Here is a 15,215-nt window from a genome sequence, read left to right as displayed (position 1 = left end):
AGGTCAGCCGACGACCTCGGCGCCGTCGAGCAGGTCGGCGGGGACGGTGATGCCCATGCGCTCGGCGGCGGCCTTGTTCACGTACACCTTGAGGTCCTTGAGGGTCTCGACGGGCATGGTCGCCGGCTGCGCCTCGCCCTTGAGCACCTTGATGGCCATCTCGCCGGTCTGGTAGCCGAGCTTGGTGTAGTCGAGGCCGTAGGTGATGATGCCGCCCTTGGCGACCGAGTCGCCCTCGCCGACGACCAGCGGAATCTGCTTGGTCTCGGCGACCTGGACGACGGACTCGAGGGCCGAGACGACGTTGTTGTCGGTCGGCACGTAGATCGCGTCGACCTCCAGGGCGTTGGCGGCCTGCTGCACCTCGGCGGTCGTGGTGATCGTGCGCTCGACGACCTCCAGGCCCTCCTTCGCGGCGGCCTCCTTCGCGGCGGCGACCTGCACCTCGGAGTTGACCTCACCTGAGCTGTAGATGATGCCGACCGTCCTGGCCTCCGGCTTGAGCTTCTTGATCAGGGCGATCTGCTCGGCAACCGGGTTCATGTCGGACGTGCCGGTCACGTTGGCGCCGGGGGCATCCGCGGACGCCACGAGCTTGGCGGCGACCGGGTCGGTGACGGCGGTGAACAGGACCGGGGTGTCGGCGATGGCCTGCGCGGCGGCCTGCGCCGACGGGGTCGCGATGGCGAGCACGAGGTCGAGGTCGGCCGAGGCGAACGTGGTCGCGATCGTGGTGTTGGTCGCGGCATCCGTCTGGGCGTTCTTCTCGTCGTAGGTGACCTTGAGGCCCGCGTCGGCGAGGGCCTCCTTGAAGCCGTCGCGCGCGGCGTCCAGCGACGCGTGGGAGACGTACTGCGAGATGCCGATCTTGTACTCGCGGTCGGCGGCAGGGGCTGCCGACGTGCCGGCGGTGGACGCCGGGGCGGACGTGGCCGGGGCGCCCGAGGCGCAGCCGGTGACGGCCAGCGACAGGGCGGCGACGAGGCCCGCGACGACGATGACGGGGTTGCGCTTCACGATGGGTTCTTCCTTCACTCCCGGGCCCCGGCGCACAGGGGGCCGGAGCGGACCGGGCCACGATATCCAGCGGCGGGGCCGCCGGAACGCCGATCTCAACCGGCGGCGTCCGGGGGTGCGGCTAGGGTGGAGGCATGGCCGAGCTGCCGCGATCCTCGAAGTACCGGGCCACCCCCGGCGCGCCCCTGTCCGACGACGAGCGGAACCGCCTCGTCGAGCGTCTCAATGCGGCGTTCGAGCGCGGCGAGGTGTCGCCCGACGACTACCCGCGCCTGCTGGATGCGCTGTTCGGCGCGACAACGCTGGGCGAGGTCGTCCCCGTCGTCGAAGCCGTGCCGGGCGTCGCGACCCACGACGTCCCCGCGATCGTCGAGCAGGGGGTGGGGCGTCCGGGGGAGCTGTCGGAGCCAATCCAGCCCAGTGGTGCCCTGGTGGCCAAGGTCATCGCCGGCGGCGTCGTCGCAGCGTTGCTGCTGCTGGTCGTCGTGCTCGCGCTCCTGCTCTGATCGCGACCCCTCCGGGGGATTTGGGCGAGTCTGCGGCTGTGGAGTAGCATGGGACGTCGGTCACCTGTGTCCTCAGGTGGCGAAGCGTTCCCTTAGGAGATCATGGCCAAGAAGGAAGGCGCCCTCGAGATGGAGGGCTCCGTCGTCGAAGCTCTGCCCAACGCCATGTTCCGCGTTGAGCTGACCAACGGGCACCGCGTACTGGCGACCATCAGCGGCAAGATGCGGCAGCACTACATCCGCATCCTGCCGAGCGACCGGGTCGTCGTGGAGTTGTCACCGTACGACCTCACGCGCGGACGCATCGTCTACCGGCACAAGTGACCGTCGTTCTCGAAGTATCCATCCAGTCGGTCCAGGGACGTCCCTGTGCCCGGCGCAAGTCAAGAAAGTAGCTCGATGAAGGTTCAGCCGAGCGTCAAGAGGATCTGCGACAAGTGCAAGGTGATCCGCCGGCATGGTCGCGTGATGGTGATCTGCGAGAACCCGCGCCACAAGCAGCGCCAGGGCTGACGCCCCCGCTGCAGGGCCGGAGGGACACGATCACCGTTGGAGCCCCTCCAACACAAGAGAAGAACGTGACGGCACACCCGTCGAGGCGCGGACCCTTCGCGGTCCGCACGCCAGCCCCGTCGGATCCACCCTCGGACGAAGGCCGAGGCCCGCGCTCAGGCGCACGGGACGCCGCACGCCACACACCTTCGCGACCCACGGGTCGTACATCGAAAGGAATCGCCTGATGGCACGTCTCATCGGTGTCGATCTTCCGCGCGAGAAGCGTCTGGAGATCGGCCTCACCTACATCTTTGGCATCGGCCGCACCCGCGCCAAGGAGATCCTGGCCGCCACCGGCGTCAGCGGCGACGTCCGCGTGAAGGACCTGACCGACGAGCAGCTCGTCGCGATGCGTGACTTCATCGAGGCGAACTACGAGACCGAGGGTGACCTCCGTCGTACCGTCGCCGCGGACATCCGCCGCAAGATCGAGATCGGCTCCTACCAGGGCCGCCGCCACCGCATGGGCCTCCCGGTCCACGGACAGCGCACGAAGACCAACGCTCGTACGCGCAAGGGCAAGAAGAAGGCTGTCGCCGGCAAGAAGAAGGTCCGCTGACGCGGCCCTTGATAGACCAGGAGAACTGACACATGGCACAAGCAGGCCGTACCAAGGCTCAGGCCGCCGCCGCGGCGAAGGGCAAGGTCCGCCGCAAGGAGAAGAAGAACATCGTCTCCGGGCAGGCCCACATCAAGAGCACGTTCAACAACACCATCATCTCGATCACGGACCCGACCGGTGCCGTGATCTCGTGGGCGTCCGCCGGCACCGTCGGCTTCAAGGGCTCCCGCAAGTCGACGCCGTTCGCCGCGCAGATGGCCGCCGAGGCCGCGGGTCGCCGCGCCATGGACCATGGCATGAAGCGCGTGGATGTCTTCGTCAAGGGCCCCGGCTCCGGCCGCGAGACCGCCATCCGTTCGCTCGGCGCGCTGGGCCTGGAGATCGGCCCGATCTCCGACGTGACCCCCGTGCCGCACAACGGCTGCCGTCCGCCCAAGCGCCGTCGCGTCTGAGCCCGAGCCGAAGAAAGAGAGACTGAAGAACCATGGCCCGTTACACCGGACCCATCACCCGCAAGTCGCGTCGACTCGGCACTGACCTCGTCGGTGGCGACAAGGCGTTCGAGCGCCGTTCCTACCCGCCCGGCATGCACGGCCGCGGCCGCATCAAGGAGTCGGAGTACCTGCTCCAGCTCCGCGAGAAGCAGAAGGCGCGTTTCGCCTACGGCGTCCTCGAGAAGCAGTTCCGCCGTTACTACGAGGAGGCCGTGCGCAAGCCCGGCAAGACCGGCGAGATCCTGCTGCAGATCCTGGAGTCCCGTCTGGACAACGTGATCTACCGCTCCGGCTTCGCCTCCACGCGCCGCCAGGCCCGCCAGCTCGTCGTCCACGGCCACTTCCTGGTCAACGGCAAGAAGGTCAACATCCCGAGCTACCGCGTGACGCCGTACGACATCATCGACGTCAAGCCGAAGTCGCTGAACCTCGACGTGTTCGTCATCGCCCGCGAGACGCACCACGAGCGCGTCGTCCCGGCGTGGCTCACCGTCCGCCCGAACCGCATGCGCATCCTGGTGCACCAGCTGCCCACGCGCGAGCAGATCGTGGTCGACGTCGCCGAGCAGCTGATCGTCGAGCTCTACTCGAAGTGACCCCGTCAGGCGTCCGTGAGGTGGAAACACCCCACGGACGCCTTGCGCGGTTTCCCAGCAACACAAGGGGCCCGGCACGGTGCCGAGCCCGCAGAACACCGTCAAATAGTGGGCGGTGGAGAGGAACAACATGCTCATCGCACAGCGCCCGACGCTGACCGAGGACGTCGTCTCCGACACCCGGTCGCGCTTCGTCATCGAGCCGCTCGAGCCCGGCTTCGGCTACACGCTCGGCAACTCCATGCGGCGCACGCTGCTGTCGTCCATCCCGGGCGCGGCCGTGACCAGCATCAAGATCGAGGGCAACCAGCACGAGTTCACCACGCTCCCGGGCGTGGTCGAGGACGTCACCGAAATCATCCTGAACGTCAAGAAGCTCGTGCTCTCCTCCGAGGAGGACGAGCCCGTGGTCATGTACCTGCGCAAGGCCGGCGCCGGCGCCGTCACGGCTGCCGACATCGCCCCGCCCGCCGGTGTGGAGATCCACAACCCCGAGATGCACATCGCCACGCTCAACGCGTCCGGCAAGATCGACATGGAGCTCGTCGTCGAGCGCGGCCGTGGCTACGTGTCCGCGGCCCAGAACAAGAGCGTCGACTCCGAGATCGGCCGCATCCCGGTCGACTCGATCTACAGCCCCGTGCTGAGGGTCACCTACAAGGTCGAGGCCACCCGTGTCGAGCAGCGCACCGACTTCGACCGCCTCATCGTCGACGTCGAGACCAAGCCGGCGATCAGCCCGCGCGACGCCGTGGCGTCCGCCGGCAAGACGCTGGTGGAGCTCTTCGGCCTGGCCCGTGAGCTCAACGTCGAGGCCGAGGGCATCGAGATCGGCCCTTCGCCGGTCGACGAGCAGTACGCCGCCGACCTGGCCCTGCCGGTCGAGGAGCTCAAGCTCACGATGCGCAGCTACAACTGCCTCAAGCGCGAGGGCATCCACACCGTGTCCGAGCTGGTCTCCCGCTCCGAGCAGGACCTCCTCGACATCCGCAACTTCGGCTCCAAGTCCATCGAGGAGGTCAAGCTCCGTCTCCACGAGATGGGCCTGGCCCTGAAGGACAGCGCCCCCGGCTTCGACCCGCTGGCAGCCCTGGGCAGCTACGACGAGGATGCCGACTTCGACGACGACAACGACCAGTTCTGAGAACCAGGAGAACCCAAGAATGCCCAAGCCCACGAAGGGTCCCCGTCTCGGTGGCAGCCCGACCCACGAGCGGATGCTCCTGGCGAACCTCGCCAGCCAGCTGTTCGAGCACGGCCGGATCACCACGACCGAGACCAAGGCCAAGCGCGTCCGCCCCCTGGCTGAGAAGCTGATCACCAAGGCCAAGCGCGGCGACCTGCACAACCGACGCATCGTGCTGAAGACGATCACGGACAAGGGCGTCGTGCACGTCCTGTTCACCGAGATCGCCCCGAAGATGGCCGACCGTGACGGTGGTTACACCCGCATCACCAAGATCGGGAACCGCCAGGGCGACAACGCCCCCATGGCCGTCATCGAGATCGTCGGCGAGACGGTCGAGGAGTCCCGCAAGGCCAAGGCGAAGACGACCGGCACCAAGGCCGCGCCCAAGGCGTCCAGCAAGCCCGCCGCCAAGGTCACCAAGCCGGCCAAGGACGACGTCGTCGACCCCGAGGTCGAGGCCTCCGAGGACATCGTCCTGACCGACGAGGGCACCCCCGTCGCCGCTGACGCCGTCGAGACCGAGGCCGCCGAGACCGAGGCCGCCGAGACCGAGGCCGCCGAGACCGAGGCCGCCGCGCAGCGCAAGGAGGCCTGAGCCTCGCCTCCGACACAGACGAGCGCCCGGTCCCCTTTGGGGCCGGGCGCTTCTGCGTCCCCGCCCCCACCCGCCGAGAGCCCCGGGTTTGGGTGCCGAGAGCCCCGGGTTTGGGTGCCGAGAGCCCCGGGTTTGGGTGCCGAGAGCCCCGGTGTGGAGAGGGGGCAAGCCCTCGGCGGGTTGGAGGCAAGCCCTCGGCGGGCTGGAGGCAAGCCCTCGGCGGGTTGGAGGCAAGCCCTCGGCGTCGGGGTTGCGAGGCTCTGCGCGCACCGCAGGACCTCAGGACGCCACACGGCCCCGCGAGCTGAGCTCGCGGGGCCGTGGTTGGGAGTGGGTGTGCTGTGCCTCAGGCGGCGTGGCGGCAGCCCCAGGGCTGCAGGCCGCGCAGGGCGTAGAGGCGGTTGGCAACGGTGATCTGCTCGGCGCGGGAGGCCTGGTGCGGGTAGGCCGCGAAGTCGGGGCCGTTCACGGAGCGCCACGTGGCCAGGTTGAACTGGAGTCCGCCGTAGTAGCCGTTGCCGGTATTGATCGACCAATTGCCGCTGGACTCGCACTTGGCGATCCGATCCCACATGTCGGCGCGGGCCAGGTTGATCTCACCGCCGCGGGGGGCCGGGGCCGGCTCGGTGGTCTTCTTCGGCTCGGTGGTCTTCTTCGGCTCCGCCGTCTTCTTCGGCTCCGCCGTCTTCTTGGGCTCGGCCGTCTTCTTGGGCTCGGCCGTGCGCTCGGACGAACGCGAGACGACCTTCGGGGCCACGTAGGTGCCCACGCGCGTCACCTGGTGCACCGGCTCCTTGGTGACGGTCTCGGACACGGTGGTGGTGCTCTCGACCACGCCGTCCACGGTCACAGTCTCGATGACGTCCTCGCGGAGGCCGTTGACGCCCTTGGTCTTGAGCTTGCGCTCGCCCTTGGCGAGCTTGGAGTCCTTCACCTCAGTCTTGGCGAACTCGAGGGTGACGGTCTTCGTCTCCTGGGTCACCTGCACGCGGTTCACGGTGACCGTGTCGCCGACGGTGAGGGACGCGGTGAGCGCGGGGGAGACGCGGTCGTGGACGCCGAGGTGGATGCCGGCGACCTTGAGGGCGGCCTCCGTGGTGGGCTCCGTCAGGGAGACGAGGTGGGTGGTGTTGTCGACCCAGACGCGGACCTCGGTGCTCAGGGGGACGGGCGCTGCGACGGCGGCTGCGACGGGGGTGGGCTGGCTCTGGGTGGCGCCGATGGCGACGCCGGCCCCGGTGGCCAGCACAGCCGCGCTGGCGAAGACGGCGACGAGCTTGGTCGAGATGGGCAAGGGTTTCTCCTGACGTGCGGAACTCTTCCCTTCAAGTGTCCGTGTAGTCTGAGAAAATCGCAAACCAGCTCTCAGGGTTTCATCAGGTTGCTTGGTTGCGGAGACCAAGAAAGGGCCGGCGGCGTCCGATCATGGACGCCGCCGGCCCCAGTTGGGCCGTGGTTCAGTAGGCGATCTCGGCGGCGCGGGCCCCGGCGAGGCGCTCGGAGACGTTCGCCCAGTTGACCACGTTCCACCAGGCGTTGACGTAGTCGCCCTTCACGTTCTTGTACTGCAGGTAGAACGCGTGCTCCCACATGTCGAGCTGCAGGATGGGCAGCTGGCCGACGGGCAGGTTGCCCTGCTGGTCGAAGAGCTGGTTGATGTTGAGGCGCTTGCCCAGGCTGTCCCAGACCAGCATCGACCAGCCGGAGCCCTGGATGCCGTTGGCGACCTCGTTGAACTGCTTCTTGAAGCCGTCGAAGGAGCCGAAGAACTCGTCGATCGCCGCGGCAACCTCACCCTCGGGCTGGCCGCCACCGTCCGGCGACATGTTCTTCCAGAACACCGAGTGGTTCACGTGTCCACCGAGGTGAAAGGCCAGGTCTTTCTCGAGCTTGTTGATGGCGCCGAACTCGCCCTTCTCGCGGGCCTCGGCGAGCTTCTCGAGCGCTGTGTTGGCACCGGTCACGTAGGCGTTGTGGTGCTTGCTGTGGTGCAGCTCCATGATCTGCGCCGAAATGTGGGGCTCGAGCGCGCTGTAGTCGTAGTCCAGCTCCGGAAGGGAGTACGTCATCGCTTCTTCTTCCTCTAGGGGATCCTGTTGGGTCCAACAGCGAACGACTCCACCCTATTCCTCACCGTCGGCTTGGCAAGGGCCGGACGCCGGGCTCAGGCTTCACGAACGCGGCCAGCCCGGCGAGGCTGGCGACCGCGTGCACCGCCGCCGCGCGGCGGGAGGTCCGGACCGCGGGCGGAGAGCGCCCGCACGCCCGGAAGGGGCTGTCGGCGGACAAACCCGGGGCTGTCGGCGCAGAAGACCGGGGCTCTCGGCGGCTGGGGGCGTGTCGGCCGGTGCGGTCACCGCGGTGGACTCCCGCTGCGCGCGACGGCCGACGCATCCGCCCGACAAGCGCCCGGACGCGCCGAACGGGGTGCGGGAGTAATCTCCGGCACCCCGTTCGGGTGAGTGTTGGTGGTCGAGCGCCTCTAGTTGAAGACGTCCTTGACGCCCTCGGCGACGTCGCGACCGGCTTCCTTGACGTTCTCGCCCGCCTGCTTCGCCTTCGCGGCGGCCTGGTCGGCCTTCCCCTCGGCTTCGAGACGTTCGTTGTCGGTCAGGTCGCCGGCGGCCTCCTTGGCCTTGCCGCCCAGCTCCTCGGCCCTGTTCACAATCTTGTCTCCGATACCCATGAGGACTCCTCTCCAGCTCGGGTGCGCCCCGCGCTTGTGGTGAATCGAGGCTAGTCGGACGACGGTTCCGACACAAGGGGTGCGACCTCGAAGACGCGGAAACCTTTCGCCGAGGCCGTCCGGTCGCACCGGTAGCCCTGTTCGCCCAGCCAGCGCTGGAGGGAGTCCGCGCCGAGGTTGCGGCCGACGACCAGCCGCGCCACGCCGCCGGGGGCGAGGCGGGCAAGCCAGTGCAGCAGGAGCGCGTGCAGCGCCTCCTTGCCGATGCGGATGGGCGGGTTGGACCAGATCTCGTCGTAGCGAGCGTCCGGGTCGGCGTCCTCAGGCAGCGTCGCGTGGACGCGGTGGCCGACGCCGTGGGCGTCCGCGTTGAGGCGGGTGAGCGCCAGCGCGCGCTCGTTGGTGTCGACGGCGTCCACGCGGGCGTCCGGTGCGGCGGACGCCGCGGCCACGGCCAGCACGCCGTAGCCGCAGCCGAGGTCGAGAATGCGCCGGGACGCCGAGTCCGGGGTGTGGGTGCGCAGGAGGACCGCGGTGCCGAGGTCGAGCCCGTCGCCGGAGAAGACACCGGCGGCGGTCGTGAAGGTCCAGTCGGTGTCCCAGAAGCGGACGTCGATGCGGCGCCGGCGGTCGTCTCCGGTGGGCGTCTCGAAGTAGTGGGTCACGGACGGTCCTCCTCGTCGCGGCGGGCGCGTGCTTCCAGCTGGCGGGCAGCGAGCTGGTCATCTGCGGGGTAGCCGACCTCCTCCAGCACCAGGCCGTGCGGGGGCAGGACGGTGACGTCCCCGGCGCGGGTGGGCCGGTCCACCAGGCCGGCCAGCCAGGCGGCGTCCTTCTGGCCGGTGCCGACCGCCACCAGCGCCCCCACCACGGAGCGGACCATCGAGTGGCAGAAGGCATCGGCGCGCAGGGTCACCTCGACCAGGCCGGTCGCGGGGGAGCGTTCGGCGTGGCACTCGATCATCTGTCGGATCGTTGTCGCACCCTCGCGGCGCCTGCAGAAGGCGCCGAAGTCGTGGAGGCCGACCAGGCTGCGGGCGCCGGCGTCCACGGCTCCCACGTCCAGAGGGCCGCGCACCCGAACGGCGGTGTGGCGCTGCAGCGGGTCGGGGGCGGCGTCGGCAAGCCGGAACGCATAGCGCCTCCAGATCGCGGCGAACCGTGCGTCGAAACCGGCGGGGGCCACGCGGACGCCGTGCACCGAGAGGTCGTCGGGCAGCACGCGGTCGAGGCGGCGGAGCAGTTCGGTGGCGTGGTGGGGTCCGGGGAGGTCGACGTGCGCGACCTGACCGCGGGCGTGGACGCCGGCGTCCGTTCGGCCGGCCACGGTGAGCCGCGCGGGCGCGTCCAGGCGCAGCACGGTGGTGATCCAGTGCTCGAGGGTGCCCTGCACGGTGCGCAGCCCGTCCTGGGCGGCCCACCCGTGGAAGTCGCGGCCGTCGTAGGCCAGGTCGAGGCGGTAGCGGGTGGTCACAGCGGGATCCTGCCCGTCGCGCCCGGGCGGGGTTCGCGGTGGACGAGGTCGCCCTGCGCCCGCGCATAGGTGAGGTCGTGCACCGCACGCCCGGCGTCCAGGCCGCGCTGCTCGTACTTGGTGAGCGGGCGCTCCTCCCACCGCGGCGCCCAGCCGCCGTGCACGTTCACCAGGCCGGGGGCCACGTCGAGCACCTCCCGCATGGCCTCGGCGTAGTCCTGCCAGTCGGTGGCCAGCCGCCAGCGGCCGTCCGGCGTCAGCCGGGACGCCACGAGTGCGGCGAAGGCGGGGCTCACGAGCCGACGCTTGTGGTGGCGCGGCTTGTGCCACGGGTCGGGGAAGAACGTCCACAGCTCGCTGATGCTGGCGGGTGCGAAGAGGTGCTCCAAGCCCTCGACGCCGTTGGCCAGCACCACCCGGACGTTGGTGAGCCCGTGCCGGTTGATGCGGCTCAGCGTCGAGGCCACGGCGGGCTGGAACACCTCGAACGCGACCACGTTCGCCTCGGGGTGGCGCTCGGCGAGCGCGACGAGCGCCTCGCCACGGCCTGACCCGATCTCGACGAACAGCGGCGCCTCGCGCCCGAACTCCGCCGCCCAGTCGACGTCGGCGTCCGGGTGGACGGACGTGGAGAGCGCGCGGGTCGGGACTTCGACGACGAAGCGTCCGGCCAGGGTCTTCCAGGCCTTTTCCTGAGACGGGTTCATCCGCGCGGAGCGGCGGACGTAGGAGACCACCTCACGGTGGATGCGGGGTGGACGGTCAGGGCGCGGCACCCGGTGAGGATACCGGGGGAGTACCGTGGAGGAGGAACGGAAGGAGTCGCCCGTGCGCGCGATCTTGAACATCATCTGGCTTCTCTTCGGCGGCATCTGGCTGGCCCTGGGCTACTTCCTCTTCGGCGCGCTGGCGTGCCTGCTGATCATCACCATCCCCGCGGGCGTGGCTTCCTTCCGCATGGGCGCCTACGCGCTGTGGCCCTTCGGCAAGACCGTGGTCAACAAGCCCGGGGCCGGCGCGGGATCGGCGTTCCTGAACGCGATGTGGTTCGTCATCGGCGGGCTCTGGCTGGCCATCGGCCACCTCACCACGGCGGCGGCGCAGGCGATCACGATCGTCGGCATCCCGCTGGCGATCGCCAACCTGAAGATGATCCCGGTGACCTGCTTCCCGTTCGGGAAGCAGATCGTGGATTCCGACGCCATTGAGCCCGGAATGCAACCGATCTTCACGATCTGACAGGAAAGCGCCGCAAGATATAAGGGTCTCTTCGCGATCCTCGGGCGCTTCATCCTCGACTACCTCCACATCACCATCGAGGCCCTCCAGGTCTCCGGGGGGCTCCTGCTCCTGCTCGTGGCCCTGGCTCTGGTCTGGGTGTTCCTGCGGTTCGCCGGCGCCATCCGACGCGTGCTGCACAACTCCGGCACTGTCCTGCTCACCCGCGTCGCCGGCATGCTGCTGGCGGCGATCGCCGTCCAGATGCTCGCCGACGGGGCCCTGGCGTTCCTTCGCCAGGTCTGATCTGTCGGCAACTCCCGCGCCACATCGTGGCAATGGGTGTGTCGCGCTTGCTCCGAGGTCCTATTCTCTCCATCATGCGCGACCAACAGGGTGACGGCGCGGCGGCCCGATGGTTCGCCGACGTCACCACGCGCATCCGTGCCGCCGTCCCGACCCGGCTGCAGCGCGTGCTGCCGATCACGTTCATCGGCTACGCGATGATCAACGGCAGCGCCTTCCTGCTCGACATGGGCTTCCTCGCCATCATCACGCACTTCTGGAAGCTGCCCTACAGCGTCGCGTTCTCGATCGGTTACGCGCTCGCCTCGGTGTACGCGTTCTTCCTGAACCGCTGGCTCAACTTCCGCGAGCACGGCGACCTGGGCAAGCAGTCCGGCAAGTACGTGTTCGTGATCGCCAGCAACTACCTGATCTGGATCGTCGGCTTCGCCTCCGTCCTCGACTGGCTCGGCGTCCACGTCATGGTCGCCCGCGTCATCGCCGCCTGCCTCGAGGGGCTCTACATCTACCTGCTGCTGCGCCTGTGGGTCTTCCCGCGCCGCCGCTGTGAGGCTGACGCCGTGACCGTGGAGGCGCCCGACGACTCCGGCGGGGTCGCCCCCGTCGTGGTGCACCCGGCCACGCACGTGCGGGCCGACCTGCGGCCGGACGCCGCGGCGTCCTGACCCTGTCCCCGGCAGGCTGCGAGGGCCCCCGGTCGCCCGGGAGCCCTCGCCGTGGACCGGTGGATCAGTCCTTGTGGGTGAACCTCTCGACCAGGTTGGCCGGGAGCAGCTCGTACCCGTGGAACTCCCGGGTGAAGGTGCCGCCTCCCTGGGCCAGCCCGCGCAGGTCGATGGCGTAGCGGGCCATCTCCAGCTGCGGGATGAGGGCGGTGATGATCACCTTGCGGCCGTCGGTGTCCGTGCCCTGCATCTGCCCACGGCGTCCGGAGATGTCGGTCATGACCGCACCCATGTGCTCCTCGCCCACGGTGACGGTGACCAGGTCGACCGGCTCCAGCAGCGCCACGTTCTTGCCGACCACCGCGGCCTCCTTCAGCGCGGCCGCGGCCGCCATCTGGAACGCCATGTCGGAGGAGTCGACCGAGTGGGCCTTGCCGTCGACCAGGGTGACGCGCACGTCCACCATCGGGAAGCCGGCGATGACGCCCTTCTCGAGCTGGGCCCTGGCGCCCTTCTCGACCGACGGGATGAAGTTGCGCGGCACCGCGCCGCCCACCACTTTGTCCACGAACTCGAAGCCGGCGCCGCGCTCCAGCGGCTCGACGTCGATGTTCACCACGGCGTACTGGCCGTGGCCGCCGGACTGCTTGACGTGGCGTCCCATCGCACTCGCCTTCGCGGTGAACGTCTCGCGCAGGGCGATCTTCACCTCCTCCTGCTCGACGTTGACTCCGTAGCGGTCCCGGAGGCGGTTGAGCAGAAGGTCGGCGTGGGCCTGGCCCGTGGTCCAGAGCACGAGCTGGTCGGACGCCCCGCGCGCGAGCTTCACCGTGGCGTCCTCGACGGCCAGGCGCTGCAGCGCGGTGGAGAGCTTGTCCTCGTCGTTGCGGGTCGCGGCCTTGATGGCCAGCGGCAGCAGCGCCTGGGGCATCTTCCAGTTCGGGATCAGCACGACGTCGTCCTTGGCCGACAGGGTGTCGCCCGTCTCGGCCGCGGTCAGCTTCGGCAGCATGACGATCTCGCCCGCGATGGCGGACTGCTTCGGCTTCAGCTCGACGCCCTGGGCCTGCTGGATCTGCCCGATGCGCTCGTCCTGGTCGCGGTCGGGGTACGCGTCCGGGTCGAGGCCGAGGAAGAACGACTTGTGGCCCGACAGGTGCACCACGTCGTCGGTGCGTAGGGTGCCCGAGTAGATGCGCACCATCGACAGGCGGCCCGCGAACGGGTCGGTCGTCGTGCGGATCACCTGGGCGACCAGCGGCGCGTTGGGGTCGGATGGCGCCGGGCCGACCTCGTCGCCGTTCAGCTTCACCATCGTCGGGTTGGGGTGCGTGCTCGGGGTCGGGAAGCCCTGCTCGATGAGGCTGAGCAGCTCCTCGGTGCCGACGCCGGAGGACTGGACGACGGGGACGACCGGGAACAGGTTCGCGCCCGAGGTCGCCTTCATCAGGTCGGCGAGGAGGTAGTCGCGGCCGGGGTCGGCGCCCTCGAGGTAGGAATCCATCAGCTCGGCGTCGTCGGCCTCCTGGATGAGGCCCTCGATCAGCGCGTTGCGGTGCTCCTCGATGAGGTCGTCGTGGCTGGAGTCCTGCTCGTTGAGGACGGGTGCGCCGCCGCCGGAGTAGTCACGGAAGCGACGCGAGAGGACGCCGACGGTCCCGTTGATGCCCGCGCCGGAGCCGACGGGCACGTGGGTCGGCAGGACGCCCTCGCCAAACTTCTCCTTGAGTTCGGCCACGACGGTGTCGAAGTCGGAGTGGGCGGCGTCCAGCTTGGAGAGCGCGATCACGCGGGGGAGGCCCGCCGCGGCGCACTCCTCCCACAGGGCCTGGGCGGCCCCGTCGATGCCGTCGGAGGCGCTGACCACGAAGATCGCGGCGTCCGCGGCCCGGATGCCCGCGCGCAACTCACCGACGAAGTCGGCGTGCCCGGGGGCGTCGAGGAGGTTCACGAAGACGTCACCCGTCATGAGGGACGCGAGGTAGAGCTGGGACAGGCGCTCTGCGTCGTCCTTCTCGCCCCTGTAGCCGGCGACGCGCGCCCGCAGCAACTGCTCGAACAGCGAGGTCTTGCCCGACCCCGCGTTGCCGACCAGCACCACGTTGCGCACATCGTCCGGATTGTTCACCTGGACCTGTCCGTTGTTCACCTTTGAACTCATGGAGGACACCTTGCCACTGCGGACGCGTGCGCGCGAGGGAATCCGGGCATGCCTCCTACGCCTTGTCGTAATGACCTGGGGCCTCTGGGAGCGTTTTGACCGGCGTGCGATGCCCGGGGTAATCTGGGTCGCTGTTGCGCTGTGACGTGTCCGGGGAGGCGTCCAGTGGTACCTCTTGTAGCTCCCCGATGACAGATGGGTTACCCGACGTGTCCACGTACACTCCCAAGCCTGGTGACGTCACCAGGAATTGGCATGTGATCGACGCCTCCGACGTCGTCCTCGGCCGCCTGGCCGTCACTGCCGCCACGCTCCTGCGCGGCAAGCACAAGCCGACCTTCGCCCCGCATGTCGACGGTGGCGACTTCGTCATCATCGTCAACGCCTCCAAGATCGCCCTGACCGGCAACAAGGCCACCGCCAAGATGGCCTACCGCCACTCCGGTCGTCCCGGTGGCCTGAGCGCCGTCTCGTACGGCGAGCTGCTCGCCACCGACCCGCGCAAGGCCGTCGAGCGCGCCGTCTGGGGCATGCTGCCCAAGAACAAGCTGAGCCGTCAGGTCATCAAGAAGCTCAAGGTCTACGCCGGCCCCGAGCATCCCCATGCCGCGCAGCAGCCGCAGCCGTTCGAGATCACCCAGATCGCCCAGTGAGCCAAGGAACCAACGTGACCGACACCACCACTGAAGACGTCCTCGCCGACGAGATCACCCCGTTCACCGACGAGGCCAACCGCGAGATCGCGTACCGCGCCGAGGCCACCCCGTCGTCCGCGACCCCGGGCTCGCGTCCGGCCGTCGTCGCCCCGGGCGCTGCCACCGGCCGCCGCAAGGAGGCCATCGCCCGCGCGCGCCTCGTCCCCGGCACCGGCCAGTTCAAGATCAACGGCCGCACGCTGGAGGAGTACTTCCCCAACAAGCTGCACCAGCAGACCATCAACGAGCCGTTCGTGACGGCCGCCGTCGAGGGCTCCTACGACGTCATCGCCAAGATCATCGGCGGCGGCGTGACCGGCCAGGCCGGCGCGCTGCGCCTGGCCATCGCCCGTGCGCTGAACGCCATCGACGTCGAGGCCTCCCGCCCCGCGCTGAAGAAGGCCGGGCTGCTCTCGCGTGACGCCCGCGTCAAGGAGCGCAAGAAGGCCGGTCTCAAGAAGGCCCGCAAGGCGCCTCAGTACAGCAAGCGCTGATC

At 69.3% G+C, this 15,215-nt stretch carries 20 protein-coding genes and 1 pseudogene; 13 read left to right on the top strand and 8 right to left on the bottom strand.

Annotation, left to right across the window (positions count from 1 at the left end; translation table 11 throughout):
- Positions 1–3 precede the first annotated feature (3 nt).
- Entirely contained in the window at positions 4–1,017 is a 1,014-nt protein-coding gene (locus ET989_RS04830) for an ABC transporter substrate-binding protein (protein WP_131167421.1), read from the bottom strand.
- Positions 1,018–1,151: 134 nt separating this feature from the next.
- Between ET989_RS04830 and ET989_RS04825 the strand changes: the two genes are divergently transcribed.
- The 8 genes from ET989_RS04825 (at position 1,152) to rplQ (ending at position 5,514) form a co-directional block, all read left to right on the top strand.
- Complete coding sequence (locus tag ET989_RS04825) at positions 1,152–1,523, top strand: DUF1707 domain-containing protein (protein ID WP_131167420.1); 372 nt, start codon at positions 1,152–1,154, stop codon at positions 1,521–1,523.
- Between the two features lie 102 nt (positions 1,524–1,625).
- Positions 1,626–1,847 (top strand): translation initiation factor IF-1, encoded by a 222-nt coding sequence (gene infA / locus ET989_RS04820; protein WP_131167419.1) that lies wholly within the window; start codon positions 1,626–1,628, stop codon positions 1,845–1,847.
- A gap of 75 nt (positions 1,848–1,922) precedes the next feature.
- A complete protein-coding gene (gene rpmJ / locus ET989_RS04815) occupies positions 1,923–2,036 on the top strand; it encodes a 50S ribosomal protein L36 (protein WP_013862061.1) in 114 nt (37 codons plus the stop codon).
- 226 nt (positions 2,037–2,262) lie between these two features.
- Entirely contained in the window at positions 2,263–2,637 is a 375-nt protein-coding gene (gene rpsM, locus ET989_RS04810; RefSeq protein ID WP_131167418.1) for a 30S ribosomal protein S13, read from the top strand.
- Between the two features lie 32 nt (positions 2,638–2,669).
- Positions 2,670–3,092, top strand: a complete 423-nt coding sequence (gene rpsK, locus ET989_RS04805; protein ID WP_131167417.1) for a 30S ribosomal protein S11 — start codon at positions 2,670–2,672, stop codon at positions 3,090–3,092.
- A 32-nt stretch (positions 3,093–3,124) separates the two neighbouring features.
- Positions 3,125–3,730: a 30S ribosomal protein S4 gene (gene rpsD / locus ET989_RS04800; RefSeq protein ID WP_131167416.1), complete on the top strand. Its 606-nt coding sequence runs from the start codon at positions 3,125–3,127 to the stop codon at positions 3,728–3,730.
- A gap of 130 nt (positions 3,731–3,860) precedes the next feature.
- Positions 3,861–4,874, top strand: coding sequence for a DNA-directed RNA polymerase subunit alpha (locus tag ET989_RS04795; protein WP_131167415.1), 1,014 nt, complete (start codon positions 3,861–3,863; stop codon positions 4,872–4,874).
- Between the two features lie 19 nt (positions 4,875–4,893).
- Complete coding sequence (rplQ, locus tag ET989_RS04790; protein WP_131167414.1) at positions 4,894–5,514, top strand: 50S ribosomal protein L17; 621 nt, start codon at positions 4,894–4,896, stop codon at positions 5,512–5,514.
- 346 nt (positions 5,515–5,860) lie between these two features.
- Here the strand turns inward: rplQ and ET989_RS15765 are convergent, their stop codons facing one another.
- The 6 genes from ET989_RS15765 to trmB all read right to left on the bottom strand — a co-directional run bounded on the left by ET989_RS15765 (position 5,861) and on the right by trmB (position 10,450).
- Positions 5,861–6,808: a resuscitation-promoting factor gene (locus ET989_RS15765; RefSeq protein ID WP_131167413.1), complete on the bottom strand. Its 948-nt coding sequence runs from the start codon at positions 6,806–6,808 to the stop codon at positions 5,861–5,863.
- 163 nt (positions 6,809–6,971) lie between these two features.
- The gene (locus ET989_RS04780) at positions 6,972–7,583 is read right to left on the bottom strand and encodes a superoxide dismutase (RefSeq protein ID WP_131167412.1); all 612 of its coding nucleotides are present in this window, start codon (positions 7,581–7,583) and stop codon (positions 6,972–6,974) included.
- Positions 7,584–7,996: 413 nt separating this feature from the next.
- Positions 7,997–8,200: a CsbD family protein gene (locus tag ET989_RS04775; protein WP_131167411.1), complete on the bottom strand. Its 204-nt coding sequence runs from the start codon at positions 8,198–8,200 to the stop codon at positions 7,997–7,999.
- Between the two features lie 50 nt (positions 8,201–8,250).
- Positions 8,251–8,865, bottom strand: coding sequence for a class I SAM-dependent methyltransferase (locus ET989_RS04770; RefSeq protein WP_131167410.1), 615 nt, complete (start codon positions 8,863–8,865; stop codon positions 8,251–8,253).
- Positions 8,862–9,674, bottom strand: a complete 813-nt coding sequence (gene truA / locus ET989_RS04765; RefSeq protein WP_131167409.1) for a tRNA pseudouridine(38-40) synthase TruA — start codon at positions 9,672–9,674, stop codon at positions 8,862–8,864. The genes ET989_RS04770 and truA overlap by 4 nt, the downstream gene beginning before the upstream one ends.
- A complete protein-coding gene (gene trmB / locus ET989_RS04760) occupies positions 9,671–10,450 on the bottom strand; it encodes a tRNA (guanosine(46)-N7)-methyltransferase TrmB (protein WP_241656211.1) in 780 nt (259 codons plus the stop codon). The genes truA and trmB overlap by 4 nt, the downstream gene beginning before the upstream one ends.
- Positions 10,451–10,502: 52 nt before the next feature.
- Here trmB and ET989_RS04755 point away from each other — a divergent pair, with 52 nt between their 5' ends.
- The 3 genes and pseudogenes from ET989_RS04755 to ET989_RS15420 all read left to right on the top strand — a co-directional run.
- A complete protein-coding gene (locus ET989_RS04755; protein WP_131167408.1) occupies positions 10,503–10,913 on the top strand; it encodes a YccF domain-containing protein in 411 nt (136 codons plus the stop codon).
- Between the two features lie 36 nt (positions 10,914–10,949).
- A complete protein-coding gene (locus ET989_RS04750) occupies positions 10,950–11,198 on the top strand; it encodes a MarC family protein (protein ID WP_131167407.1) in 249 nt (82 codons plus the stop codon).
- A gap of 197 nt (positions 11,199–11,395) precedes the next feature.
- Positions 11,396–11,737, top strand: a pseudogene (locus ET989_RS15420) (GtrA family protein); the annotation flags it as partial.
- A 190-nt stretch (positions 11,738–11,927) separates the two neighbouring features.
- Here the strand turns inward: ET989_RS15420 and ET989_RS04740 are convergent.
- The gene (locus tag ET989_RS04740) at positions 11,928–14,024 is read right to left on the bottom strand and encodes an elongation factor G-like protein EF-G2 (protein WP_165490032.1); all 2,097 of its coding nucleotides are present in this window, start codon (positions 14,022–14,024) and stop codon (positions 11,928–11,930) included.
- 209 nt (positions 14,025–14,233) lie between these two features.
- Between ET989_RS04740 and rplM the strand changes: the two genes are divergently transcribed.
- Both rplM and rpsI read left to right on the top strand, forming a co-directional pair.
- Positions 14,234–14,677 carry a 50S ribosomal protein L13 gene (gene rplM, locus ET989_RS04735; RefSeq protein ID WP_131167405.1) on the top strand — a complete coding sequence of 148 codons (444 nt, stop codon included), beginning with the start codon at positions 14,234–14,236 and terminating at the stop codon, positions 14,675–14,677.
- A gap of 14 nt (positions 14,678–14,691) precedes the next feature.
- Positions 14,692–15,213, top strand: coding sequence for a 30S ribosomal protein S9 (rpsI, locus tag ET989_RS04730; protein WP_131167404.1), 522 nt, complete (start codon positions 14,692–14,694; stop codon positions 15,211–15,213).
- The last annotated feature ends 2 nt before the right edge of the window (positions 15,214–15,215 follow it).

Source organism: Propioniciclava sinopodophylli, from assembly GCF_004324755.1.
In the GTDB taxonomy this organism is placed as follows: Bacteria; Actinomycetota; Actinomycetes; order Propionibacteriales; family Propionibacteriaceae; genus Propioniciclava; species Propioniciclava sinopodophylli.
Note: the sequence above shows the minus strand (reverse complement) of the source record. Positions and strands in the feature narration are given on the sequence as shown.